Source organism: Caballeronia sp. LZ032 (assembly GCF_031451315.1).
Taxonomy (GTDB): domain Bacteria; phylum Pseudomonadota; class Gammaproteobacteria; order Burkholderiales; family Burkholderiaceae; genus Caballeronia.
On sequence record NZ_JARUXP010000004.1, the window covers coordinates 1127471 to 1152750 of the forward strand.

25 protein-coding genes are annotated in these 25280 nt (G+C 66.5%); 19 read left to right on the plus strand and 6 right to left on the minus strand.

The annotated features are described in order from the left end of the window. Positions 1-317: 317 nt before the first annotated feature. Together QCE69_RS33020 and QCE69_RS33025 are read left to right on the plus strand one after the other, a co-directional pair. Positions 318-521, plus strand: coding sequence for a cold-shock protein (locus QCE69_RS33020; protein WP_309821213.1), 204 nt, complete (start codon positions 318-320; stop codon positions 519-521). Between the two features lie 290 nt (positions 522-811). Then, positions 812-946, plus strand: coding sequence for a hypothetical protein (locus tag QCE69_RS33025; protein WP_309935134.1), 135 nt, complete (start codon positions 812-814; stop codon positions 944-946). A gap of 20 nt (positions 947-966) precedes the next feature. On the opposite strand, the gene QCE69_RS33030 is transcribed toward QCE69_RS33025, so the two are convergent. After that, positions 967-1959: a LysR family transcriptional regulator gene (locus tag QCE69_RS33030; protein WP_309935136.1), complete on the minus strand. Its 993-nt coding sequence runs from the start codon at positions 1957-1959 to the stop codon at positions 967-969. A 217-nt stretch (positions 1960-2176) separates the two neighbouring features. Between QCE69_RS33030 and QCE69_RS33035 the strand changes: the two genes are divergently transcribed. From QCE69_RS33035 to QCE69_RS33080, 10 genes are all read left to right on the plus strand, one after another. Next, positions 2177-2920, plus strand: coding sequence for an ABC transporter permease (locus QCE69_RS33035; RefSeq protein WP_309935137.1), 744 nt, complete (start codon positions 2177-2179; stop codon positions 2918-2920). Continuing rightward, a complete protein-coding gene (locus QCE69_RS33040; protein ID WP_309926912.1) occupies positions 2917-4104 on the plus strand; it encodes an ABC transporter ATP-binding protein in 1188 nt (395 codons plus the stop codon). The genes QCE69_RS33035 and QCE69_RS33040 overlap by 4 nt, the downstream gene beginning before the upstream one ends. Continuing rightward, positions 4101-4817 carry an ABC transporter permease gene (locus tag QCE69_RS33045; protein ID WP_309926914.1) on the plus strand — a complete coding sequence of 239 codons (717 nt, stop codon included), beginning with the start codon at positions 4101-4103 and terminating at the stop codon, positions 4815-4817. The genes QCE69_RS33040 and QCE69_RS33045 overlap by 4 nt, the downstream gene beginning before the upstream one ends. Before the next feature lie 23 nt (positions 4818-4840). Next, a complete protein-coding gene (locus QCE69_RS33050; RefSeq protein ID WP_309926917.1) occupies positions 4841-5773 on the plus strand; it encodes a glycine betaine ABC transporter substrate-binding protein in 933 nt (310 codons plus the stop codon). Positions 5774-5776: 3 nt separating this feature from the next. Further along, positions 5777-6658 (plus strand): nitrilase-related carbon-nitrogen hydrolase, encoded by an 882-nt coding sequence (locus tag QCE69_RS33055; RefSeq protein WP_309935139.1) that lies wholly within the window; start codon positions 5777-5779, stop codon positions 6656-6658. Positions 6659-6743: 85 nt separating this feature from the next. Then, complete coding sequence (locus QCE69_RS33060) at positions 6744-7997, plus strand: aromatic ring-hydroxylating dioxygenase subunit alpha (RefSeq protein ID WP_309935141.1); 1254 nt, start codon at positions 6744-6746, stop codon at positions 7995-7997. Continuing rightward, complete coding sequence (locus tag QCE69_RS33065) at positions 7990-9057, plus strand: iron-sulfur cluster-binding domain-containing protein (RefSeq protein WP_309935142.1); 1068 nt, start codon at positions 7990-7992, stop codon at positions 9055-9057. Before QCE69_RS33060 ends, QCE69_RS33065 begins: the two co-directional genes overlap by 8 nt. Further along, positions 9054-10457: an MmgE/PrpD family protein gene (locus QCE69_RS33070; RefSeq protein ID WP_309935143.1), complete on the plus strand. Its 1404-nt coding sequence runs from the start codon at positions 9054-9056 to the stop codon at positions 10455-10457. The genes QCE69_RS33065 and QCE69_RS33070 overlap by 4 nt, the downstream gene beginning before the upstream one ends. 32 nt (positions 10458-10489) lie before the next feature. Then, a complete protein-coding gene (locus tag QCE69_RS33075) occupies positions 10490-12115 on the plus strand; it encodes an FAD-dependent oxidoreductase (RefSeq protein WP_309926923.1) in 1626 nt (541 codons plus the stop codon). Between the two features lie 60 nt (positions 12116-12175). Further along, positions 12176-13387 (plus strand): FAD-binding oxidoreductase, encoded by a 1212-nt coding sequence (locus QCE69_RS33080; RefSeq protein WP_309926926.1) that lies wholly within the window; start codon positions 12176-12178, stop codon positions 13385-13387. Positions 13388-13391: 4 nt separating this feature from the next. On the opposite strand, the gene QCE69_RS33085 is transcribed toward QCE69_RS33080, so the two are convergent. Next, positions 13392-14375 carry a GlxA family transcriptional regulator gene (locus QCE69_RS33085; protein WP_309926928.1) on the minus strand — a complete coding sequence of 328 codons (984 nt, stop codon included), beginning with the start codon at positions 14373-14375 and terminating at the stop codon, positions 13392-13394. Between the two features lie 110 nt (positions 14376-14485). Between QCE69_RS33085 and QCE69_RS33090 the strand changes: the two genes are divergently transcribed. From QCE69_RS33090 to QCE69_RS33120, 7 genes are all read left to right on the plus strand, one after another. Next, the gene (locus tag QCE69_RS33090) at positions 14486-15496 is read left to right on the plus strand and encodes a LysR family transcriptional regulator (RefSeq protein ID WP_309935145.1); all 1011 of its coding nucleotides are present in this window, start codon (positions 14486-14488) and stop codon (positions 15494-15496) included. A gap of 141 nt (positions 15497-15637) precedes the next feature. Next, positions 15638-16663, plus strand: a complete 1026-nt coding sequence (locus QCE69_RS33095; RefSeq protein ID WP_309935147.1) for an ABC transporter substrate-binding protein — start codon at positions 15638-15640, stop codon at positions 16661-16663. Positions 16664-16673: 10 nt separating this feature from the next. Next, a complete protein-coding gene (locus QCE69_RS33100) occupies positions 16674-17447 on the plus strand; it encodes an ABC transporter permease (protein WP_309935148.1) in 774 nt (257 codons plus the stop codon). Further along, positions 17435-18220 carry an ABC transporter ATP-binding protein gene (locus QCE69_RS33105; RefSeq protein ID WP_309926941.1) on the plus strand — a complete coding sequence of 262 codons (786 nt, stop codon included), beginning with the start codon at positions 17435-17437 and terminating at the stop codon, positions 18218-18220. The genes QCE69_RS33100 and QCE69_RS33105 overlap by 13 nt, the downstream gene beginning before the upstream one ends. 114 nt (positions 18221-18334) lie before the next feature. Next, the gene (locus QCE69_RS33110; RefSeq protein ID WP_309935150.1) at positions 18335-19522 is read left to right on the plus strand and encodes an FAD-binding oxidoreductase; all 1188 of its coding nucleotides are present in this window, start codon (positions 18335-18337) and stop codon (positions 19520-19522) included. Between the two features lie 13 nt (positions 19523-19535). Continuing rightward, the gene (locus tag QCE69_RS33115; protein ID WP_309935151.1) at positions 19536-20285 is read left to right on the plus strand and encodes an electron transfer flavoprotein subunit beta/FixA family protein; all 750 of its coding nucleotides are present in this window, start codon (positions 19536-19538) and stop codon (positions 20283-20285) included. After that, positions 20286-21215 (plus strand): FAD-binding protein, encoded by a 930-nt coding sequence (locus QCE69_RS33120; RefSeq protein ID WP_309926947.1) that lies wholly within the window; start codon positions 20286-20288, stop codon positions 21213-21215. Positions 21216-21228: 13 nt separating this feature from the next. Here the strand turns inward: QCE69_RS33120 and QCE69_RS33125 are convergent, their stop codons facing one another. The 4 genes from QCE69_RS33125 to QCE69_RS33140 are packed head-to-tail and all read right to left on the minus strand — an operon-like array spanning position 21229 to position 25280. Then, positions 21229-21975, minus strand: coding sequence for an SDR family oxidoreductase (locus tag QCE69_RS33125; RefSeq protein WP_309926949.1), 747 nt, complete (start codon positions 21973-21975; stop codon positions 21229-21231). A 14-nt stretch (positions 21976-21989) separates the two neighbouring features. Next, positions 21990-23096, minus strand: a complete 1107-nt coding sequence (locus tag QCE69_RS33130) for a glycerol dehydrogenase (RefSeq protein WP_309935153.1) — start codon at positions 23094-23096, stop codon at positions 21990-21992. Next, a complete protein-coding gene (locus QCE69_RS33135; RefSeq protein WP_309935155.1) occupies positions 23089-23766 on the minus strand; it encodes an HAD family phosphatase in 678 nt (225 codons plus the stop codon). Before QCE69_RS33135 ends, QCE69_RS33130 begins: the two co-directional genes overlap by 8 nt. Continuing rightward, entirely contained in the window at positions 23763-25280 is a 1518-nt protein-coding gene (locus QCE69_RS33140) for an FGGY family carbohydrate kinase (protein WP_309935156.1), read from the minus strand. The genes QCE69_RS33135 and QCE69_RS33140 overlap by 4 nt, the downstream gene beginning before the upstream one ends.

Genomic DNA, 25280 nt, shown 5'->3' on the forward strand with positions numbered 1-25280 from the left:
GTCGTGAGCCTTGAGCTTGAAATCGAAGATGATCGACATGGCAAACCGCTTTCGGTCTCCCACGAACGGCTCGCCCTCCAGCGAAAACATGGCGCAAGAACCGTGCTTCGCCCGGCAAGGCCGACGAACTTTCGTTCGAAAATTGTTGACCAATTCACTAAGGATTTGGTAGCATCCGTGGCTGGAGTACAAGAAGTCGATTGCTGTTCATCAATAGTCCGTTTATCTCTTGCGGTATTCGTTGTCCATTCCCTCCTTGCTGCTTCGCCCCGCTCAATCGAGCACTTTTTTTTGTTGTATTTCAATTCAGGATTTTCATGGACACCGGTATTGTCAAGTGGTTCAACGACACCAAGGGTTTCGGTTTCATCACGCCGGACGCAGGCGGCGATGACCTTTTCGCGCATTTCTCGGAAATTCGCGCTGACGGTTTCAAGACCCTGGCAGAAGGCCAGAAGGTAAGCTTCGAAACGAAGCGCGGCCCGAAGGGCATGCAGGCTTCGAACATCAAGCCGCTGTAAATTTGCCGCTGCAGATTTGCCGCTGTTAATTCGCGGCACGCCGGGAGCCTTCAAGACAAGGCTTCCGGCTTCCTCCGGTTCACCTTCGCGGCTCCGCGACACTCCTTCGGCCTGGCCCTGGTTGCCGCCATCTTTCGATCGCGTTAAAGACGCGCATCGCCTCGTGTTCTCTGGTTGCGCCGGAAACACTCACTCTTAAAATTAAAATGACACAACTCAATCAATACCGCGGTTATGCGGTACACGCCTTTACGCATCGCCTGCACGACAAAACGTTTTCCGCGAATGTCATGCTGGAACGTCCCGAAACGCAATCGGACGAATCCACTTATCGCTTTTTCTCGCTGGATTACTTTTCCCAGGAATCCGATGCGATCGAGTATTCGCGCCGCTGGGCGCGCGACTGGATCGACACGCGCGGCTGACGGCATCGCCGACCCATGCATCATGCTGGGCGCAACGCGTCGTCCGGCAACGTCGGCACGGCGCGCACGAGCGCCGGGCGAATCAGATGCTCGAGCACACGTCGCGTGAGCGTCACGGTCTCATCGACGAAACCGTCCCACTCTCCCTGCCGATGCAGCACGAAGAACTCGCGCCGCGCGAGCCGTCCTTCGGGCAGCGGCAACACGGCGATCTCGTCGAGATAATGCCGTGCCTGCCACAGGCACAGCGGCGTCGAGATGGCAAAGCCGAGCTTCGCGCTGACGAGACTCAATAGCGGATCGGTGGCGTCGAATTCGTAGCGGCGCGGGCTTTCGATACCCAGATGCCGCGCAAAGCGATCCACCTGCTGGCCAATCACCGAACGCGCCGTATAGCGGATCAGCGGCAGTTCGTCCGCGAGCGTGGGCCAGTTCGGCGTGCTGCCTTGCGCGTGACCAGCCGCGCGTTCCTCCAGCCAGCGCCGCGACACCACCGCGACGAACGCCTCCGAGAACAACGGCACTTCGACGATGCGCGCGTCGGTCAACGCCGTCTGCGTGCAGACCACGACGTCCACTTCGCGCGCGTGCATCTGCGCCGCCAGCCCGGGCGTCAGGCCCGACCACAGCGTGATCTGTCGCGCCAGACCGGACATCGCGCGAATCAGTTCGGGGCCGACCGTCGCCGCGAAGGAATCGACGCAACCGAGCCGCAAAGGCAACGTCCCCGCCAGCGATTCGGCGCCGAGCCGCGCGCTCACCGTCTGCGCATGTTCCAGCAGCGGGCCTGCGAGTTCGAGCAGCGCGCGCCCGGCGCGATTCGGACGCGGCGGACGGCTGTCACGATCGAAGAGATCGGCGCCCTGTTCGCGTTCCAGTGCGGCAATCGACTGGCTCACCGCGCTCTGACTCAGGCCAAGGCAGCGGGCGGCGGCCGTCATCGAGCCGGTTTCGCAGACGGCGACGAACGCCTGCAACGCGCGCAAATCGATCGGGGCTGGGGTGCGTCTCATCAAGTCTCCGCAAGAAGAACGGCCGCCCGCGCGGCGCTCATCATCAGTTTGCCTTCTACAAAACCGCCACGCGCACTTTAAAACAGAGTCCAGCGCTTTGATGCACCCGCACAGGCCCGGTCGGTTTGGTGACAGTTGATGTCGAGTTTGTGTTGGTTCACGTGTTATTGGCCCGTTACATTCGATCCACACCCGCATCGGGTGCACGGAGGCCGCATTGGATACGCTGGTTTTCATCTGGAGTAATGCGGCATCGATCGGCCAAATGCTGGTCGATCACGTGCTGATCGTGCTGGCCGGCGTCGGCTGCGCGACCGTGACGGGCGTCACGCTCGGCATCGTCATCACGCTCAACGAGCGGCTCGCGCGCGTCGTGCTCTATACGGCCGCGATGCTGATGACGATTCCGTCCATCGCGCTGTTCGGCCTGCTGATCCCGGTGCTGTCGCTGATCGGCCAGGGCATCGGCTTCCTGCCGGCGGCCATCGCGCTGTTCCTCTATTCGCAGTTGCCGATCCTGCGCAACACCTACGCGGCCATCCGCAATCTCGATCCCGCGCTGCGCGAAGCCGCGCAAGGCATGGGCATGACTTCGTGGCAGCGGCTGCGGCGCGTCGAAATGCCCATTGCCGTGCCGATCATCATGGCCGGCGTGCGCATGGCGGTGGTAATGAACATCGGCATCGCGGCGATTGCGACGTATATCGGCGCGGGCGGACTCGGGCGGCTCATCAGCCGCGGCATATCGCAGTCGGACCCGCGGCAGCTGGTGGCGGGCGCGCTGATCGTCGCGCTGCTGGCCATCCTCGCCGATCTCGGCCTGGCCGCGCTGCAATGGCGGCTGACGCCGGAAGGCATGCGGCCGCGCCGGGCGCGCTTTCTGTGGCGCCGCGCCACGGCCCGTCCGCCGCTCGCGGCGCCTCTTGCACACACGCCTGCCACTCCGGCGGAGGGACGATGATCGAGCTTCGAAACCTGACCAAGCGCTTCACTGCGCGCGGCGACAAGGCGGTCGTCGACGACATCTCGATGACGGTCGAGGAAGGCGAACTGTGCGTGCTGCTGGGACCGTCCGGCTGCGGCAAGACCACGACGCTCAAGATGGTCAACCGGCTCGTGCAGCCGACCTCGGGCCGCATCCTGATCGGCGGCGTGGACACGGCGGGCTTCGATATCGTCGAGCTGCGGCGGCGCATCGGTTATGCGATCCAGCAGGTGGGCCTGTTTCCGAACATGACGGTGGCGGACAACATCGCGCTCGTGCCGGAGATGCTCGGCTGGAACAAGACGCGCATCCGCGAGCGCACGGAACAGCTGCTGGCGATGGTCTCGCTCGATCCGGCGACCTTCATGCCGTGCTATCCGCGCGATTTGTCGGGCGGCCAGCAGCAGCGCGTCGGCGTGGCCCGGGCGCTCGCCGCCGATCCGCCCGTGATGCTGATGGACGAGCCGTTCGGCGCGATCGATCCGATCAACCGCACGTCGATCCAGGACGAGTTCCGCCATATCCAGAAGAGCCTGCGCAAGACCGTGATGTTCGTGAGCCACGACATCGACGAGGCCATGAAGATGGGCGACAAGGTAGCCATCTTTCGCGACGGCAAGATCGAGCAGATGGCCAGTCCCGACGAGTTGCTGGCGCGTCCGGCGAGTGCGTTCGTCGCGGATTTCGTCGGCACGGACCGGGCGCTGAAGCGCCTGCGCCTGATGCGCGCCGCCGATGCCGCGCTGGAACCGGCACGCGTCGCGCGACTGGGTTACGCGAGCGCCGATGCACGCACGCTCCTGCGCGATCATCTGGCCGACACGCTGGTCGTCCTCGATGCGCAGAACCAGCCGGTGGGCCATGTCGGGCCGCTGGAACTCGCCGCAGCAGGCGCAACCTTGGAGGCCGTGCGGCTGCGTCCGCTACCCGCCGTGATACGTGCAACCGACGACCTGCGCTCCGTCATGTCGATGCTGCTCGCGCACGGCGTGACGTGGCTGCCGGCCGTGGATGCCGAGGGCGCTTTCATCGGCTATGTGACGCATGAACGCATCGCTTCGATGGCGCGCGCGGCATGCGTTTCGGGCGAAGCATCGCCGCAGGTTGCCGCCGCGCCGCGGGCGGACGATATCGCGCTCGCCGCCGGAGCCGTGCGATGAAGCCGCGCGCCGCTCGCCTTGCGTGTGCTCTGGCGGTGGCATGCGTCAGCGCATCGGCGCATGCGGACAACTGGCTGGCGTCGATCGGCCAGTATCGCGCGGACATCGTCTATCAGGCCGGCCAGCAGATGCTGATGGTGCTGATCGCGGGCGTCGCGGCCATTCTCGTGGCCGTGCCCGCCGGCATCTGGCTGAGCCGTCCGGAGAACGGCCGCGCCGCGCATTTCGTCATGTTCACGCTGAACGCGGGCCAGGCCGTGCCGAAGCTCGCGATCCTCGCGCTCGCCATGAGCGTGCTCGGCATCGGCGCGAAGCCCGCGATTCTCGCGCTGTGGCTCGCCACGCTGCTGCCCATCGCGATGAATACCTACGAAGGCATCCGCGCCGTGCCGCCCGCGCTGATCGAGGCGGCCAACGGCATCGGCATGACGCAGTGGATGATCCTGCGCAAGGTCGAACTGCCCAACGCCATGTTCGTGATTCTCGCCGGCGTGCGCACCGCGCTGGCGATCACCGTCGGCACCGCGCCGCTGGCGTTTCTCGTCGGCGGCGGCGGACTGGGCGAACTCATCTTCACCGGCATCGACCTGAACGACTTCACGATGTTGCTTGCCGGCGCCATCCCGACCGCCCTCCTCGCGGTCGCCACCGACCTGTTCGTCGCGCAGCTGCAGCACTGGCTCGTGCCGCGCGGCGTCAGTCCTCAACGTTGATCCTTCTCCCGGAACCGAAGCCCATGTTCAAGCCGCTGTTGTCACGCACGTCGTGGTCACGCCTGCTCGGCGCATCCCTGTTCACGCTCGCATTCGGCGCATTCAGTGCGTTGGGCGCGAGCCAGGCGGCGCAGGCCGCATCGACCATTACGGTCGGCGGGAAGAACTTCACCGAGCAGGTCCTGCTCGCGGAGATGACCACGGAACTGCTGAAGGCCAAGGGCTTCGATGTCGTGAAGAAGGACGGCATGGGCAGCACGGTGCTGCGTCAGGCGCAAGAGAACGGTCAGGTGGACGTGTACTGGGAATACACCGGCACGTCGCTCATCACCTACAACAAGGTGACCGACAAGCTCGATCCGCAGCAAACCTACGCGCGCGTGAAGGAACTCGATGCGCAGAAGGGCCTCGTGTGGCTCGACCCGTCGAAGGCGAACGACACGTATGGCCTCGCGATGAACCGCGATGTCGCGCAGAAGCTCGGCATCGCGACGCTCAGCGATCTCGCGAAGGTGCTGAACAGCGGCAAGGAACTCACCTTCGCGTGCAATTCCGAGTTCTACGCGCGCCCCGACGGCCTGCGTCCGCTGGAGAAGGAGTACGGCTTCCACTTCGGCCCGGCGCAGATCAAGCGGATGGATTCGGGTCTCACGTATCAGGCGCTGAAGGATCGTCAGGTCGATACCGCGCTGGTCTTCACGACCGATGGCCGCGTGCCCGCGTTCAACTTCATCGTCCTGCGTGACGACAAGAACTTCTTCCCCGCCTATGCGCTGACGCCGGTGGTGCGCAAGGCGACGCTCGACGCCAATCCGAACCTGGCGGGCATCCTGAACGCGCTGTCCGCCAAGCTCGACGACGCGACCATGGCCCGTCTCAACGCCGAAGTGGACGTGCAGAAGAAGTCGCTCAGCGACGTCTCCGGCGCGTTCCTCAAGTCCGCCGGCCTGCTCTGATCCATGCGCGCGCAGCCAGCCTTGCGCGTCGCGGCCGCGCAGATCGAAACCGTTCCCGGCGATCTCGCGGCGAATCTCGCCGTGCATCGGCGGGTGATCGAACAGGCGACGGAAAGCGGCGTGCGGCTGCTGGTGTTTCCAGAACTGTCGCTGGCCGGACACGGCGCCGGCGAGCACGCGCTGAAGCTCGCCCTCACCCGCGATGACGAAGCCTTGCTCGAACTCGCGCGCGGTTGCTCGGAGCTATCGGCGGTAGTCGGGTTCATCGAGGAAGCCCCGGGCGCGCTGTTCTACAACAGCGTCGCGACGCTGCATGCGGGACGCGTGGTGCAGGTGCATCGCAAGATTGCGCTCGCGACCTACGGCAAACTCGACGACGGCAAGTACTACGGACACGGCGAGCGCCTCGATCAGTTTGCGCTGCCGGACGACCCGCGCTGGCGTGTCGCGACGCCGATCTGCGCGGACTTGTGGAGCCCCGCGTTGATGCATCGGCTGGCGCGCGACGGCGCCACGCTGTGCGCCGCGCCGGTGAGTTCGGCGGTGGAAGCAGTCGGCACCGAGTTCGACAACCCGCGCGGCTGGGACACCGTGTTGCGCGCCCATGCACTCGTCTATGGGCTGCCGATCGTGTTCGCCAATCGCGTCGGACGCGAAGGCGCGCTGCATTTCTGGGGCGGCTCGCGCATCGTCGGCCCGCGCGGCGAGGTGCTCGCGCAAAGCGAGACGGCGCACGAGGAACTGGTGATCGCCGACCTCGACTACGGCGCGGTGCGCAACGCCCGCTTCGACCTGCCGACGGTCCGCGATGCCCGCGCCATCGACACGGCTCTGTCTCGCCACGCTTCCGGAAACGATGAAAACGACATCGTGTCGGTTTCGTGATCGGGTAGGTCGTGTGGCTGTCGGCATGCGCCAAATCAGCGGCAGACAATCGGTCTAACTGATCGTTCGCACGGAGAACACGACGATGATCGACCCGACACGCGTGCGCGCCGCCCTCGCGCAACGCCGTGACAACTTCTCGCTGCCGCAGCCGTTCTATACCGACGACGCGTTTCATCAACTCGATATCGACGCCGTCTTCAACAACGAATGGCTCTTCGCCTGCAATAGCTGCGAACTGCGAGAACCGGGCGATTACCTGACACTCGAAATCGGCGCGACCTCGGTCATTGTTCTGCGCGACCGGGACGGTGAGATTCGCGCCTTCTTCAATACCTGCCGACATCGCGGCTCGCGCATCTGTCTCGACGAAAAGGGCCATGCGCACCGCCTCACCTGCGCCTATCACCAGTGGGTCTACGAACTCGACGGTTCGCTGCTGCATGCGCGGCAGATGCCCGCGGACTTCGAGCGCGAAGCGTACGGACTGCGTCCGGTGCATGTCGGGATCGTGTGCGGGATGGTCTACCTCTGCCTCGCCGATACGCCGCCGGACCTCACGCGCTTTCGCGAAGCGGTGACGCCCTACATCGCACCGCATCAGCCGTGGCGCACCAAGGTAGCGGCCGTCTCGACGATGATCGAGGACGCGAACTGGAAGCTCGTCATCGAGAACAATCGCGAGTGCTATCACTGCGCAGGCAATCATCCGGAGCTGCTCGCGACGCTGGTCGAATTCGCGCTGCCCGACGATCCCGCCGGCTCGCGCGACTTCCGTTTGCTGATGGACACGCAGGCCGCCAAGTGGGAACGGCACGGCCTGCCGCATCTGCCGGCCGATGGCGGCGACGAGTTCCGCTGCATCCGCCTGCCGTTTCATCGCGGCGCGGTGTCGTTCACGCCGGATGGCTCGCCTGCCTGCGGCAAGCTGCTCGGCGATCTCACCGAGCCCGACCTCGGCTCGGTACGCATGTTCCGCGTGCCGAACAACTGGAATCACTTCCTCGCCGATCACATCATCCACTTCCGGATCCTGCCGCTGTCGGCGTCGCGCACGATGCTGCGCACGACCTGGCTCGTGCATGAAGACGCGGTGGAAGGCGTCGATTACGACGTCGATACGCTGACCTCCGTGTGGAACGCCACCAACACGCAGGACGCGCGGCTCGCGGCCAACAATCAGCTGGGCGTCGGCTCGATCGGCTACACGCCGGGACCGTATGCGCCATCCGAATTCATGTTGCGCAACTTCACCCACTGGTACGCGAACAAGCTGGCGACGTATCTGGACGGCTCGCATCCGCATCGCTCGATTGAACTGAAGGTGTCGAATGGCTGACGTGCTGATCGACCCCGACACCGTGAATGCATTCGATGAAGCCGCCGCGCGCACGCTCGAATGCATCGGGGTGCGTGATGAAGCGCCGGGCGTGCGGACCTTTTTCCTGCGCGATCACCATGCCGACGGCGCGCGCCGCCATGCGCCCGGACAAGCCATGTTGCTGACGCTCGATATCGACGGCGTGCGGCATGACCGGACCTTCTCGATTGCGTCGTCGCCGCTCGGGCGCGGCGTGATCGAGCTGACCATCAAGGCGCAGCGCGACGGCGTCGTGACGCGCTGGCTGCATGAACATTGCGTGCCGGGCCTGCAAATCGAGGCACGCTATCCACTCGGCCGCTTCACGCTCGACGTGGCAAATCCGGAGCCGCTTGCGCTGGTGTCGGCGGGATCGGGCGCCTCGCCGCTGATGTCGATGCTGCGCACGCTCGCACACAGCCGGCCGGATGCGGACGTCGCCTGGCTGCACAGCGCGCGTCATGCCGACGACATCCTCTTCGCGGCCGAACTCGCCGCGCTGCAGGCGCGCATGCCGAACCTGCGGATCAGCGTCTGGCTCAGTGCGCCGGAGCCGGGCTGGTTCGGCCTGCGCGGACGCATGACGCGCGGCACGCTTTGGGCGATGACGCCGGACTTCGGCCGCCGCACGGTGTACTGCTGCGGCCCGGCGGGCTTCATGCAAGGCATCCGGCAGATTCATGCGGCGGAAGGCGCGCGACGCGCGGCGTTTCATATCGAGCATTTCGGACCGGCACCCGTCGATCCGGCAACACCGACGCCCGATGACACGACCGGCGTCATCCATCACGCCACCTTCGGCGACAAGCGCTTCGACGTGCGCGCGGGCGAAACGCTGCTCGTCGCGGCGACGCGTCAGCAAGTCGTGATTCCCTGCGGCTGCGCGAGCGGCATGTGCGGCACATGCAAGGTCCGCCGCGTCTCCGGCGAAGTCTCGATGCAGCACGCGGGCGGTTTGTCCGCCGCCGAGGAATCGCAAGGCTGGATTCTCGCGTGCTCCAGCCGCCCTTCCACCGACATCGAGATCGCGCTCAGATGACACGCACCGCCGCTCTTTTGCAAGACGACGCCAGCCGCTTCACACATGCGTTGCGTTTCGACATGCTGCCGGATACGGTGGTCCGCGACGCACAGCGCCGCCTGCTCGATCTCTTCGGCATCGCGGCGGCGGGCACGAGCACGCGGATGTCGTCGATTGCGCGCGAACATGCGCTCGACTGTTTCGCCGCCGGCCGCAGTCCGGCGCGCATGCTGTTCGACGGGCGGCTCGCTAGCGCGGCGGGCGCGGCCTTCGCGGGCGCGGCGACCATCGACAGTTTCGACGGCCACGACGGCCACGCCCTCACCAAGGGCCACGCAGGCGTCACGGTGCTGCCCGCACTGCTCGCGATGACCGAACGCGCGCCCGGCATGAGCGGCCGCGAGTTCATCGTGCAGACGGTGCTCGGCTATGAGCTCGGCACGCGCGCGGGGATCGCGCTGCACGCGACGAGCCGCGAATATCACACGTCGGGCGCGTGGAATGCGCTTGCGGCGGCGGCCATCGCGAGCCGCGCGCTCGGCTTCGATCTGCCGACGACGCGTCACGCGCTCGGCATCGCCGAGTATCACGGACCGCGCTCGGACATGATGCGCTGTATCGATCATCCGACCATGCTGAAGGACGGCTCGTGCTGGGGCGCGCTCGCGGGCATCAGCGCGGCGTGGCTCGCGTCGCGCGGCTTCACCGGCGCGCCGGCCACGACCGTCGAACGCGATGCGCCCGCCGTCTGGGCCGATCTCGGCGAACGCTGGCTGATCCTCGAACAGTATGTGAAGCCGTATCCGGTGTGCCGCTGGGCGCACGCTTCGATTGCGGCGGCGCTCGCGGTGCGCGCACAGGCCGGTTTCGATGCGGCGGACATCGTGCGCGTGGAAATCGAGACCTTCCATCAAGCCGCGCGCCTGTGGTCCGACGCGCCGCGCACGACCGAAGAAGCGCAATACGGCGTGCTGTTCCCGGTCGCCGCCGCGCTGCTGCATGGACGCGTGGATGCGGACACCATCGGCGATGCGGGTCTCGCCGATCCCGCGGTGCGCGCACTGCTGCCGCGGCTCGTCACGCGCGAACACGCGGACTTCAACGCAGCCTTTCCCGCCGAGCGCTGGGCGCGTGTGGGCGTCGAACTGAGCGACGGACGCCGCCTCGATTCCGGTCCGATGCAGGCAGGCGGCGACCTCACGCGCCCGCTATCGCCCGGCGTCGAACGCGACAAATACCGCAGCCTGACGAGCGCGCGTTTCGGCGCTCGTTTCGCGAGCGAACTCGAAGCCGCCGTCGATGCACTCGCCGAACCCGATGCAAGTGCCGCCCGCTTGTGCGAACTCGTGCTGAACGCGCCGCCCGCCATCGAAGAAGCCGATGCACGCGCCTGCGACGACCAGGCCGTCCCCTCCTGAACGATCGAACCGAAACAGTGGAAAACGAAGCCATGCACACGCCGTTCCATGATCCCGCCAGCGTCGCGGGCAAGGCGCCGCCGGTCGGCGAAGCGACCGATCTGCTCATCGTCGGCGCGGGTCCCGCCGGCATTGCGGCCGCGCTCGAAGCGGCGGGACGCGGCATCGGCGTGACGCTCGTCGATGAAAATCCGGTGCCGCTGGAAACCATGGGCGAGGACGTGCCGTTGCACTTCGGCGGACGCATGGGCGCGACAGCGGGCAATGCCAACGCGATGCTCGAAGCGATGCTGGAGGCGCGTCCCGAACTCGGCGACGCGCTGGAAGCGGGCGTCGACGTCAGACTCGGCACGGCGGTCTGGGGACTTTTCCCGCACGGCCCGGCGCGCGCGTGGATGGACACCCACGCCGCCGGTCTCGCCGATGCCTCGCATGCGTGGCTGATGAGTTTCAAACAGGTGATCGTCGCGTCCGGACGGCGTGACATGGGCCTCGCCTTCGACGGCTGGCAGCGGCCCGGCGTGATGGGCGCGAGCGCCGCATGGCGGCTCGCGGTGCTCTACGGCGCACTCGATGCGCGCCGCGCGGTGCTCGTCGGCAGCGATACGGATGCACTGAACGTGGCCGTCGAACTGATGGCGCGCGGGGTGCGCATTGTCGCGGTGATCGAACAGTCGGAGGCGATTCTCGGCGATCCGGCGCTCGCCTCGCAACTCGAGGCAGGCGGCGCGCGGCTGCTCGTGCGTCATGCGGTGCGGCACGCGCACGGCGACGCCTACGGCGTGACCTCGGTCGAAGCGGCGTCGCTGGATACGGGCGCATCGACCGCGTTCGAGTGCGACACGGTGTTGCTCGGCATCGCCGCCCTGCCCGCGATCGAACTGCCCGAAGCAGCCGGCTGCGCAACGACGTTCGATGCCGCGCGCAGCGGTCATGTCGTGATCGTCGATGCGATGCAACGCACATCGCTGCCGTTCATTCACGCGGCCGGCGACTGCGCGGGCGTGTGGGCAAGCAAGAGCCGTGATGAAGATGTCGCGCGAGAGGAAGGCCGGCGCGCAGCGCGCGCGGCGCTCGAAGCGCTGGGCGCTTCCCGGGACGAAACTGCCGCGACCAAGCCGATTGAACCCGACACGCCCGCATACGACATCGCGCAGGCACGCGTGGCATGGGTCCAGGCGAGCGTCATCGGCGCGGCGGGCGAGCCGTTCGTGTGCCAGTGCGAGGAAGTAACCGCGCGCGAGATCCTCGATGTGCGTCCGCCGCGCTATCTCGACTGGCATCCCGCCGATGCCGCGCACGACACGCGCGGCGTCGCCGGGCTGGCGCAGAGCGGCCCGCCGAATCCCGATGCGGTCAAGCGCCTGACACGCGCCTGCATGGGTCCGTGTCAGGGCCGCCGCTGCCGCGAACAAGTGGCGGCGCTGCTGGCCATCGGTTCGGGCTGCGCGCTGCCGCAGATTCCGCTCGCCACCTTCCGCGCGCCGGTGCGTCCGCTCGCATTGCGCCAGCTGGCCGAAGTCGCCGAAGCCTCATCGACCGCCGCGCATTGGGACAGCTGGTTCGGCATGGCCTCGCAATGGGTGCCGTTCTGGCGCGTCGAGCCGCTCTATCGCGCGGGCACGCGCCAGGTCGGCGAAGCAGTGGCGAGCGAATAACATGACGTCGACTCCATCGCATCCAAAGGCAACTCCCAATCGCAATCGAGGCACGCAGGCATGAACACATCGGCAGCAGGCAAGACCACGGACGGCGGCACGGTCAAGGGCGCATCGGTCGTCATCGTCGGCGGCGGGGTGACGGGATTGTCGGCGGGATGGTGGCTCGCGCGCGAGGGCATCGACGTGCTGGTGCTCGAAGCAGGCATGCTGGGCTGGGGCGCGTCGGGGCGCAACGGCGGCGGCTGTTCGCATCATCACAGCCCGCTTTTCATGGAAGAGCAGCGCCTCTGGCCGATGATGGACGAACTGCTCGGCTATCCGACCGAGTTCTGCCGCGAACGCATCCGCATCGCACTGGACGAACAGCAGTTCATCCTCTACCGGCGCGCGCTGGAGAACGGCGAACATCACGGACTGCGCTCCGACGTGCTCGACGCGAAGCAGGTGCGCGAACTCGTGCCGCTCGCGGGCGACAACGTGCATGCCGGTTACTTCTATCACTTCGGCGGCCATGCGAATCCGCATCGCACGTTGCAGGCTTATGCGTGGGCCATGGAGGATCACGGCGGGCGCATCCTGCAACACACGCCGGTGACGGGTTTCGTCTCGCAAGGCGGACGCGTCTCCGCGGTGCAGACGCCCGCAGGGGAGTTTGCCTGTGACCATCTGGTCATCGCGGCCGGACCGCATACCGGCGTGCTGGCGGCGCAGCTCGGCATCGACGTGCCGCTGGCGGCCGCGCGCGCGGAGATGATCGTCACCGAGCCGCTGCCGCTGATGCCGCTGGGCGGTATCGACGGCAACGGACTGTATGGACGGCAGACGCTGCGCGGCAATCTTGCGTATGGCGGCGGACCGCACGAATGGCTCGCGCTCGACGACGTCCCGAAAGTCCGTCCACATTCGACGCCGCTTCAATGCAGCATCGCGGCCCGGCTCGCGGCCCTGCTGCCGAAGGCCGCGCATGCGAAGGTCATCCGCAGCTGGGCGGGCTATATCGAGAACACGCCGGATGGACGGCCCGTGATCGATCGGCCGGCGGCGCAAAGCAACGTGACGGTCGCGACCTTGTCGAGCGTGGGCTTTGGCTTGTCGCCGGCGAGCGGGCACGCAATCCGCGATCTCGTCGTGGACGGGCATTGCGGGTTCGCCGATCTGTCATCGCTCTCGCTCGCGCGCTTCGCCGAACTGGAGCCGAACTGGCGCGAATTGCAGGGCTGGCTGCCGTTGCCGTTGCGCGCTGCGGCGCCCGTACTGGAAGCCGCGTAGAAGCTCAGGAGCGCGGCTGCGCCGCGCGCAATTCCGTCGGGCTGATGCCGTACGCCCGGCGCACCCAGCGCGCCAGATGCGACGGCGACGCAAAGCCCGTCGCCACCGCCACATCGGCTACGGGCACGCTCGAATACGTCAGCATGTCGTGCGCGCGCTCCAGCCTTAGCTGCACGTAATAGCGCGCGGGCGTCGCGTTCAGATGCCGCAGGAACAGGCGCTCCATCTGCCGCGACGTCATGCCGATCGCGGAACCGATATCGTTGATCTGCACCGGCGTCTCCACGTTCGCGCGCATCATCTCGATGGCCCGGCGAATGCCGCGCGGCAGGCTCGCGTGATTCTGGTCGCGCCAGCCGCGCTGGTTGTCGGCGGTGTCGCGCATGCGTTCGTGGTGGAACTGGTTGGCGACGCGCACCGCCAGATCGCTGCCATGCTGCGTCTTGATGAGCTGCAGCATCATGTCCATCGCCGCGATGCCGCCCGAGCACGTCATGCGGTCGCGATCGATGTCGAACAGCCGGCTGCTGCACAGCAGATCGGGAAAGGCTTCCGTAAAGGCCGGCAGGTTCTCCCAGTGAATCGTGCAGTGATAGCCGTCGAGCAGGCCAGCAAGCGCGAGCAGCCAGGTTGCCGTCGACAGCGAGCCGATCACCGCGCCCGTGCGCGCCGCGCGCTTCAGCGCCGCGACGAAGGCCGGTTCCTGCGCGGGCGCGAGACGCAGGCCGCCGCAGATGAACACGTAGTCGGCCTCCTTATACACGTCGTCGAAGCTGCGCGCCGCCAGCGCAATGCCATTCGATGACTCGACCGGCTCGCCATCGAGGCTCGCAAGCGTCCAGCCGTAGAGCGTTTCTCCCGCGAGGCGGTTGGCCGAGCGCAAAGGCTCGATGGCGGACGAGAGGCTCATCATCGAGAGGCCTTCGGCCAGCAGGAACACGAACCGGCGCGGCGGCACGGCGGCGGATGAAGAAGAGTGAGTGACCAAGGCGCGCGACGTGGGGTTGACGATGCAAGCCTTCGCTGAGCAGCAAGCGCACCCGCGAAGACGCCGTGTTCGATGCTTGTGCCCGCTATTATGGCGCGCAGGAGGATGCCATGCGAAATACATTCGTCGGGGTGGACCTGCGCGCGTTGCAGGCGTTCGTCGCGGTATGCGAGACGCGCTCGATGACCGAAGCCGCCCGCGTGCTCGGCGTCACGCAGAGCGCGGTGAGCCAGCTGATCGCCGCGCTGGAGCGCGAACAGGGCGTCGCGCTGTTCGACCGCGAGTTCCGGCCCGTGCGGCCCAACGCGGCGGGACGCATCCTGTTCGAGCAGGCGGGCGGGCTGCTCGAACATGCGCAGGCGGTCTCGCACAACGTGCGGACGGCGACGAGCGAAGGCGTGTCGAGCCTGCGTATCGGCTGCGTGGACTCGTTCGCCGCCAGTGTCGGGCCGTTCATCGTGCAGCGGCTGGCGGAGCGCATGAAGACGCTTTCGATGTGGTCCGGTCTCACGCCGATCCTGAGCGAACAACTCGCCAACCGCGAACTCGATCTCGCCATCTGCACGGACGCGACACTCGATCCGCGCCGTGTCGAATTGCGTCCGCTGTTTTCGGAGACCTTTGTCGCCGTCGCGCCGAAGGCCTTCTGCGCGGAACACCCACCGCGCAACTTCCACGACGTCGTGCGTGAACTGCCGCTGTTGCGCTACACCGGGCGCTCGCTGATCGGGCAACAGGTGGAGCGGCTCGTCAAGCACATGAACTTCCACGCGCCGAACCGCTACGAGTTCGATGACACCGATCCGCTGCTCAGTCTCGTCGCGTCCGGCTTCGGTTGCGCGATCACTTCGCCGCTGTGCCTGTGGCAATCGCGTGCACATCTGCCGGACGTGACGGTCGTGCCGCTGCCTCTCACGCGCATCGGGCACCGGGACTTCTACATCCTCACGCGCCGTTCCGAATGGTCCGCGATGGCCGAAGCCGTGTCGCGCGAGTCCATCGCCGTGACGCGCGACGTGATCGCGCCCGGTCTGCATGCGGCCCTGCCGGGCATGCCCGCCCATCTCTTCGATACCCACGCGGCAGAAGCCGGAGCAGTGGGCAATGCAGCATCGAATTAGCGCAACTGCTTCAAAACATAAGAGTTGCTGATTCGGCAACCCGCTTTATGGCGAGCACGCGTTCGCCACTACCATCGATGGCGGACCAGATCACCCCGGGCACGCCGCCGGTTCAAACCTCTCATTCGGACGGACATAACGATGACAAGCAGTCGCCGCACTTTTCTGAAGCAGGCTTCCTGGATCGGCGCGGCCGCCGCCACGGCGGGCATCTCGGCAGGCTTCGCGCCGCTGGCGCGCGCGGCGGCTGTCCCCGTCAACTACGGCGGCTCGGCATGGCTCGGGCACTACGCGGCCTATGTCGCGATGAAGACCGACATCTTCACGAAGCTCGGCATCGACTGTCGCTGGCAGTCGTTCTCGACCTCCTCCGCGCGCATGGGCGCGGTGATGTCGGGAAACCTCGATATCGCCGGCACGGGCGTCGTCTCGGCGCTCGCGCTGATGGCCAACGGCGCGAAGCAATTTCAGCTCATCACCACGCCCAACAACTTTGGCAAGTCCGAAGGCTTGCTGGTGCATGCGAACGTGAAGTCGCTCGCGGATCTGAAAGGCAAGAAGATCGGCGTCACCTATGCGTCGAGTTCGCATGTGCTGCTGCTCGACGTGCTGCGCCAGGCCAACATGGACCCGACCAAGGACGTCAGCATCATCAATCTGCCGGCCACTGAACTGCTCACCGCCTATCGCGGCAACCAGATCGACGCCGCCGCCGCATGGACGCCGACCTTCGACCGCATCCGCGCCCTGCCCGACACGAAGCTGCTGCTCGACGATTCGTCGTTCTCGCTCTACAAGCAGTTCCAGCTGACGCCGGGACCGGACGTGCTGCTGGTCCGCACGGCCTTCGCGAGCGCGCATCCCGAAGTGCCGAAGGCCTTCCTGCAAGGCATCGCGCAAGCCAACGACCTGATGATGCAACAGCCCGAAAAAGCCGCGCCGATCCTGATGACGCTCACCAGCCTGTCCCAGGACGAACAGATGGCCGTCCTCAAGCAGACCCAGTGGTATTCGCACGCGCAGCAGAAGGCGCTCTTCGTGGGCAACGGCGGCAAGCCGGGGCCGTTCGTCGATGGCGTGCAGAAGCTCTCGGACATGCTCGTCGACCTGAAGCAGATCGATCAGTCGCCGAAGGTGGCGGACTGGATCAACGCAACTTATCTCTGAGCGCGCGCGGATGGCCTCCAATCGTAGATGGCGTGACGGCGGCGGTCTGTTCGTCGTCAGCGCCTGCTCGTTGATCGGCTTCCTGCTGCTGTGGGAACTCATCTGCCGCGCCGGCCTGGTCGATCCCGTGTTCCTGCCCGCGCCGTCGCAGGTGCTGGCGCGCGGCATCCGCATGTGGAACCAGCATGCGCTGCTCGACCACGTGCTCGCCTCGACGCGCCGCGTGATGGTCGGCTTCCTTGCGGCCGCGCTGGTGTCGATCCCGCTCGGCATCGTGCTCGGCACGTCACGCGTGGCGCGCGCCGTGTTCGATCCGCTGCTGTCGTTCCTGCGCCCGCTGCCCTCGATGAGCTGGATCCCGCTGTCGCTGCTGTGGTTCGGCATCACCGAAACGCAGAAGTACAGCATCGTCTTCATGGGCTCGTTCGCGCCCGCGCTGCTGTATGTGATCGACGCCACACGCCGTATCGACCCGATCTTCATCCGCGCCGCGCGCAATCTCGGCGCGAACCGCTGGCAGGTGATGGTCGAAGTGATCCTGCCGGGTTGCATCCCGCAGATCCTGTCCGGCATGAAGGTGATTCTCGGCCTCTCGTGGACCTGCGTGATCTCCGCCGAACTCGTCGCCGCGCAGCAAGGCCTGGGCTTCATGATCATGAACGGACGCGAGTTCTTCCAGACCGACACGGTCGTGCTCGGCATGGTGCTCATCAGCATCACGGTGCTGATTACCGATGCCGTGTTTCGCCTCATCGAACGCGGGGTGCTGTCATGGCAACGATGAATGCGCCGATGATCCGCCTCGAAGGCGTCGCGAAAAGCTATGGCGCGTTGCAGGTGCTGAAGGAAGTCAACCTCGATATCGCCCGGGGCGAATTCGTCGTGCTGCTCGGCGCATCGGGTTGCGGCAAGTCGACGATGCTCAACATGATCTCCGGCTTCGAGCAGCCGACGCAAGGCCGCGTGCTCGTTCACGACAAGGTGGTGAAGGACATCGAGCCGGCCTGCGGCATGGTGTTCCAGCAATATGCGCTGTTCCCGTGGAAGACGGTCAGCGAGAACGTGGCGTTCGGTCTCAAGATGCGCGGCGTCAGCAAGGCGGAGCGGCGTGAGGCCGCGCGCCGTCATATCGAGGCGGTGGGCCTGAAGGGCTTCGAGGACAGTTATCCCGGCAGGCTCTCGGGCGGCATGAAGCAGCGGGTGTCGATTGCGCGCGTGCTCGCCAACGACCCCGACGTGATGCTGCTCGACGAACCCTTCGCCGCACTCGATGCCATGACGCGCCAGGTGCTCCAGGAACAGCTTCTTTCGCTGTACGAGAAGAGCGGCAAGACCATCGTCTTCATTACGCATTCGATCGACGAAGCGCTGATGCTCTCCACGCGCATGATCGTGATGGGCGCGAAGCCGGGACGCATCGTGCAGGACATCCGCAACGACCTGCCGATGCCCCGCTCCGCCGAAGTGCAGCTCTCGCCCGCGTATCTCGAGATGAAGAAGTCGATCTGGGAAACCGTGCAGGCCGAAGTCATGAAGGGACTGGAAGGCGCTGCCTGACACCCGTGGCGTGCCCGCGCTTCTGCTTAGCATCGTTGTTCCTTATGAACGCCGCGCGGCGCAGGCGGCGCGGCACACTGCATCCATCATCCGCATCGCAAAGGAAGCGCAACCGTGAATACTTATGACGTGGTGGTAATCGGGGCCGGCGTAGTCGGCACGTCGGTCGCGTTCCACCTGCAAAAGCTCGGCGCGAAGAACGTGCTCGTGCTGGACCGCGCGACCATCGGCGCGGGCACGACCTCGCAATCGTCCGGCATTCTGCGCACGCATTATTCGGTGAAGGAAAACGTCCAGCTCGCGCGCAAGTCGTGGGCCGTGTTCAACGACTTCGCGGCATATCTCGGCGACGACGAAGCGTCATGCGGCCTCGTGAAGAGCGGCTACATGATCGTCGCGGCCGAGGGCGACAAGGTCGAACCCTTGCGCGCCTCGCTCGAACAGCAGCAGCAACAAGGCATTCCGCTCGAATTGCTGAGCGCGCAGCAGGCGCACGAACTGATGCCGATCGCCCGCTTCGACGATGCCGCCCTGATCGGCTTCGAACCCGAAGCCGGTTTCGCCGATGCCTATCTGACCGCGACGAGCTTTGCGCGCGCCGCACGGCGCGGCGGCGTGACGATACGCGAGAACGTCACGGTGAACCGCTTGTTGATCGACAACGGCAAGGTGCGCGGCGTCTCGACCAGCGCGGGCGATTTCGCCGCCTCGATGGTCGTCAGCACGCAGAACATCTGGACGCCCGAACTCGCCGGCTGGACCGGCCAGACCTTGCCGGTCTCGCCCGAACGTCATGCGGTGCTCGCGCTGGAATGCGCAGGCGCCGCTTACACGTACCAGATGCCGGTGTTCAAGGACCTCGCGTCGCCGGGCATGCTCTATTACCGCAGCTACGGCGGCAATCAGATGCTGGTGAGCGAAGGCACCGCCGGCGAAAAGCTCGACCACGCCGACACCGAACAAGGCGACATTCCGATGGACTATGTCGTCGAAGTCGGCGCGCAGGTCGCCGAGCGCTTTCCGGCCTACGAAGCGGCGGGCATTGCCTCGTCGTGGACCGGCGTGTACGACGTCACGCCCGACTGGAATCCTGTCCTCGGCGGCTTGCCCGGCATCGACGGACTGGTGATCGGCTATGGCTTTTCCGGTCACGGCTTCAAGCTCTCGCCGACCGTCGGCCTGGTGCTCGCGCAAGCCGCGCTCGGCCTGCCGACCGAGGTCTCGCTCGCGCCGTATTCCATCGAACGTTTCGCGACTGGCGCCTTGCTGACCGGCAAGTACGGCGTCGGCGCGGTTTCCTGAGGAAGGTCCAGGCATGAAAGTCATGGCAGCAGTGAAGCGTGTCGTCGATTACAACGTGAACGTCCGCGTGAAGGCGGACCACAGCGGTGTCGAGACGAGCAACGTGAAGATGTCGATGAACCCGTTCGACGAGATCGCCGTGGAAGCCGCCGTGCGGCTGAAGGAAGCCGGTCATGCAAGCGAAGTGATCGCGATGACCTGCGGCCCGGCGCAGAGCGCGGAGACGCTGCGCACGGCGCTGGCCATCGGCGCGGATCGCGGCGTGCACATCCACACCGATGCGGAATTGCAGCCGCTGGCCGTCGCGAAGCTGCTGAAGGCGGCGGTCGAGCGCGAAGAGGCGCAGCTGGTGATTCTCGGCAAGCAGGCCATCGACGACGATGCGGGCCAGACCGGCCAGTTGCTCGCCGCGCTGCTCGACTGGCCGCAGGCCACGTTCGCCAGTCGCATCGAGATCGGCACGGACACGGCCACGGTCACGCGTGAAGTGGACGGCGGGCTCGAAGTGATCGAACTCACGTTGCCGGCCATCGTCACGACGGACCTGCGCCTGAACGAGCCGCGCTACGTGACGCTGCCCAACATCATGAAGGCGAAGAAAAAGCCGGTCGATACGCTGAGGCCGGCGGAACTCGGCGTCGATCCTGCGCCGCGCCTGAAGACGCTCACCGTGAAGGAACCGCCCGCGCGCCAGGCCGGCGTGCGCGTGATGGACGTGGCCGCGCTCATCGACAAACTCCGCAACGAAGCGAAGGTAATCTGAATGACCACTCTCGTCATTGCCGAACACGAAGGCGCCCGCATCAAGGCCGCGACGCTCAACGCGGTGAGCGCCGCGCAGCAGTTGCAGAACGGTGTGCATGTGCTGGTCGCGGGTCATGATGCACGCGGTGCGGCGGAAGCGGCCAGCGCCATCGAGGGCGTGGAGCGCGTGATCCTGATCGACGCGCCGCAACTCGCCGACGGCCTCGCCGAAGCGCTCGCCGCGCAGGTGCTGATGCTGGCGCCGTCGTATACGCATCTGTTCTTCGCGGCGACGGCGGCGGGCAAGAACGTCGCGCCGCGTGTGGCCGCAAAGCTCGATGCGTCGCAGATGTCGGATGTCATCGCCATTCACGACGCCGATACCTTCGATCGCCCGATCTATGCGGGCAATGCGATCGCCACCGTGCAGTGCGGCGACGCGATCAAGGTCGCGACGATCCGCACCACCGCGTTCGATGCTGCCGCCGCGTCAGGTGGCAACGCGCAAATCGACACGCGCGACGCGGTGGCTGTGAACGGCCGCGCCCGCTTCGTGCGCCGCGAGATTGCCGTCAGCGAGCGGCCCGAACTGACCTCGGCGCGCATTGTCGTGTCGGGCGGGCGCGGACTCGGCAGCGCGGATAACTTCGCCATCCTCGACCCGCTCGCGCAGAAGCTCGGTGCGGCCGTGGGCGCGTCGCGCGCGGCCGTGGATTCAGGCTTCGCGCCCAACGACTGGCAGGTCGGACAGACCGGGAAGATCGTCGCGCCGCAGTTGTACGTGGCGGTCGGCATCTCGGGCGCGATCCAGCATCTGGCCGGCATGAAGGATTCGAAGGTCATCGTCGCCGTCAACAAGGATGCCGAGGCGCCGATTTTCAGCATCGCGGACTATGGACTCGTCGGCGATCTGTTCGAGGCCGTTCCGCAAATCACGCAACAGCTATGACCCGCGCGCGGCCTCACGCGCCGGTCAGATAGCCGCCGTCCACGGGCAAGGTAACGCCCGTGACGAACGCCGCAGCCGGCGATGCGAGAAACGTCACCGCGCCCACCAGATCCTCCGCCTCGCCCCAGCGCTTGAGCGCGCTGCGCGCCGCGATCTTGTCCGCCTTCGCCGGGTCCTGCCACAGCGCCTTCGTCATGTCCGTGCGATGGTATCCCGGCGCCACTGCATTGACGCGCACGCCCGCCGGTCCGAAAGCATGGGCCAGCGCGCGCGTCAGCCCGACGATGCCCGACTTGCTCGCGCAATACGCGGGCACGTCGGCGTCGGCCATGAAACTCAGCATCGAGGCGATGTTGATGATCGCGCCGCGCCGGGATTCGAGCCGGTCGCGCGCCGCCATCGAAAGACGCATCGCCGCGCTCAGGTTCACGTCGAGCACTTCCTGGAACACCGCGTCCGTGTATTCGTCGGCGGGACGTGCGACGCCCGCGGCATTCACCAGCACATCGAGTTCATCCAGTTGCGCGACGAAGTCCACGATGTCGCCGGGACTGCGCACGTCGAGCTTCTCGAAACGGATGCCTTCCAGCGTGCGATCCGCGCGCAGGGAAGCGAGCTTCGCATCGGAACTGCCCGTGGCGATCACTCGCGCCGAGAGCGCCGCAAAGCCGCTTGCAATCGCGAGGCCGATACCGCTCGTCGCGCCCGACACGAGCACGGTCCTGCCTTCGAAAAGTCCTGCGCGAAATGCCTGTTCCATGTGATCGTCCTCGTTCAAAGGGTGGTGGCGGGTTCGGCGTGATCCATCAACGCGGCGTAGCGATCCATCGCATCGAGCGCGGCGACGACCATGCCGGCGTTCACCGGATACGGTTCGTTATGAATGATTTCGCCCTCGCGACACGCACGCTCCGCGACGCGCAGCAATGCCGTACGGTCGGCCGCGTCCACGTGGATATCGGCGAGACGCGTCGGCAAGCCCACCGCCTTGCAGAACGTGAACACGCGGCGGCGTTCGCTGTCCGCGCACGGCCACAGGAACAAGGAAGCCAACGTGCCGATCGCCACTTTCTCGCCATGCAGGACGCCGTGCGTGCTGTCGAGTTGCGCCAGTCCGTGATGGATCGCATGCGCCGCCGCGACGCCGCCCGACTCGAAGCCGAGCCCCGACAGCAGCACGGTGGCTTCCAGCGTCGCGTCGAACGCCAGCGTCACGGTCTTGCGCCTGCAATCGGCGACGGCGTCCACCGCATGCGCGAACAGCGTGTCGCGGCACAGCCGCGCGGCCTCGAAGGCGAGCGCGGTGCCCACGCCGCCGCACAGATTGCGCGCGCCGGAGCGCCGGCAGGCATCGGCTTCGTAGAAGGTCGCGAGGGCGTCGCCGATCCCCGCGATGAAGAAGCGCACCGGCGCCGCGACGATCAACGCAGTGTCGAGCAGCACGAGATCGGGATTGCGCCGCACGAAGCGGTCGCGCACCACGTGCCCCGCTTCGTCGTAGATGACGGCGAGCGCCGAGCACGGCGCATCCGACGCCGCGATGGTCGGCACGCAGACGAACGGCAGCCGCAGATCGTCCGCCGCCGCGCGGCCGATATCCACGACCTTGCCGCCGCCGAACGACACGACGATATCCGCGCCGCAATGCCTGACCCACGCGGCCGCATCGGCGATGGCGCGTTCGGTGCAGGCCGCGTCCTGCTTGCGCATCTGCACGCGCACGCCGTCGGTCTTCGCCAGTGCAGGTTCGATCAACGCGGCAACGCTGCTGTCCACGAGACACGCCGCGTGCGTGCCGAGGCGCGCGAGTTCCGCGCCAAGTTGCTCGAGTGCGCCCGCGCCCTGCACATAGCGCGAAGGAAAGATGCTGGTTCTAGGCATGATCGTCCGTCTGTCCGGCGAGGGAGACATCAGTCAGGCCGAGCGCCCGCGCCAGTTTGTCCGGCGTGAAGACGATATGCGCTTGCGGCGGAAACAGCGCGGCGCCGGCTTCGTCGGGCGGCCAGCCGAGCACGCGCATGTTCGCGGCGATGGCCGCGCGCGCACCGGTCGGACTGTCTTCGACAACGATCACCTCGGCGGGCAGCGCGCGCATCAGCCACGCGGCGCGTTCGTAGGGCTCGGGGCTGGGCTTGCCCATGCGCACGTCGTTGGCGCTCACGGTCACGAGCTGCGGCTCTTCGAGGCCGAGCGCGCGCAGATTGGCTTCGAGCAACATGCGCGACGAGTTCGACACGATGCCTTGCGCAATCCCCGCCCGTTGCGCCGCGCGATACACCTCCAGCGCACCCGGACGCGGCACGAGATGCGGCGCGCCGTCGAGATAGGCGCGGGCGCGAAACGCGGACCACGCGGCAAACGGCGTGGACAGGCCGAACCGCTCGCAGCACAGCGCATGCACTTCGCGCCCGGTCTTGCCGAAGATCAGCGGATGCATTTCGTCGCCGGCTTCGATGCCATGTTCCGCCAGCACCGCGATCAAGGTGCTGAGATGCAGCGCCTCGCTTTCGGCGAGGGTTCCGTCCATGTCCCAGAGAATGGCTTTGATCATCGTGTGGGTTCTTGAGAGTCGAGGGCGAGCCGGTCGAGGTCGTCGTAGAACTGCTGCGCGTTCAGGTACAGGCGCTCAAAGATCGGCATCATGCGATCGTAGGTGTCGCTGGCGCGTTCGTCGGGCAGCACTTCCTGCTCGAAGCTCACGAATGCGCTGACGGCATCGGCGAGACGCGCGAACTGTCCATGCGCGGTGGCGGCGAGAATCGCGCAGCCCGTCACGCCGCACTCCACTTGCGTGGGCACCAGGATCGGCGTGCGATACATGCTGGCCTTGATCTTCAGCCACAGCGACGCCTTCGCGCCGCCGCTCGCCGCGACGAGCCGTTCCGTCTTCGCGCCGTCCGGTTGCAGCAGCGCGATATGCCGACGCACGCCGAACGCGACGCCTTCCAGCACCGCGCGATGCAGATGCGCCAGCCCATGCTTCGCCGTGATGCCGAAGAACTGCGCGCGCGAATTGGTGTGCTCGCCGAGACGCTCGCCGGTCAGGTACGGCAGGAAGAACAGCCCTTCGGCGCCCACCGGTGCGCTCGCCGCCTTCTGCGCGACGTTCTCGTAGGACAGCGCGTTTTCGTGGAAGGCGCGGCGCGCCCAGCGCATCGCATCGCCGCCGGAATCGAGCAGCATGAAGCGGCCCCAGGAGCCGTCGCAGGTCACGAGGTTCGATACTTCGGGATGCAGCATCGGCGTATCGGCGATGACGGTGATGATCGACGACGTGCCCGTGATGTCCGAAGCCTGCCCTGCGCCATAGACGCCCGAGCCCAGCACCGACACCGGATAGTCCGCGCCGCCGACCAGCACCGGCGTGCCTTCACGCAGGCCGGTCGCCGCGGCGGCTTCCTTGGTCACGGCGCCGAGCAGGTCGAGCGGCGCGCGGATCGGCGCGAGCTTCGCGGCATCGAGTCCGAGAAGGTCGAGCATGTCGCGCGACCACGTGCGCGTGACCGGGTCCATCAGGAAGCTCGTCGATGCATCGCTCCAGTCGCAGGCGCGCTCGCCGGTCAGTCGGAAGTTCACGTAGTCCTTCGGCATGAACACCGTGGCCGCGCGTTCGTACGCCTCCGGGTCGCGCTCCTTGATCCATTGCAGCTTGAACGCGGGCCATGCGGGCGTCGCGGGATTCGCGGTCTTGTGCAGATAGCGCTGTGCATCGTGACTCGCGCGGAACTGCGCGACCTGACCGAAGGTGCGCTTGTCGTTCCAGAGCGGCGCGGTGTCGCGCGTGAGTTGTCCGTCGGCGTCGATCAGCACCGTGCCGTGCATCTGCCCGCACGCGCACACCGCCACGACGTTCGCCGCCGCGACGGGCACGCTGTCGAGCGCCTCGCGGATGGCACGCGCCGCGCCCGCCCACCAGTCGGCCGGACGCTGCTCCGACCAGCCATAGCGCGGCACGATCTGCTCGTGCTCATGCGCCGCGATGTGCCGCACCACGCCGCGCGAATCGACGAGCGCGGCGCGCACGCTGCCCGTGCCCACGTCGATCGCGAGATAGAAGGTCTCCAT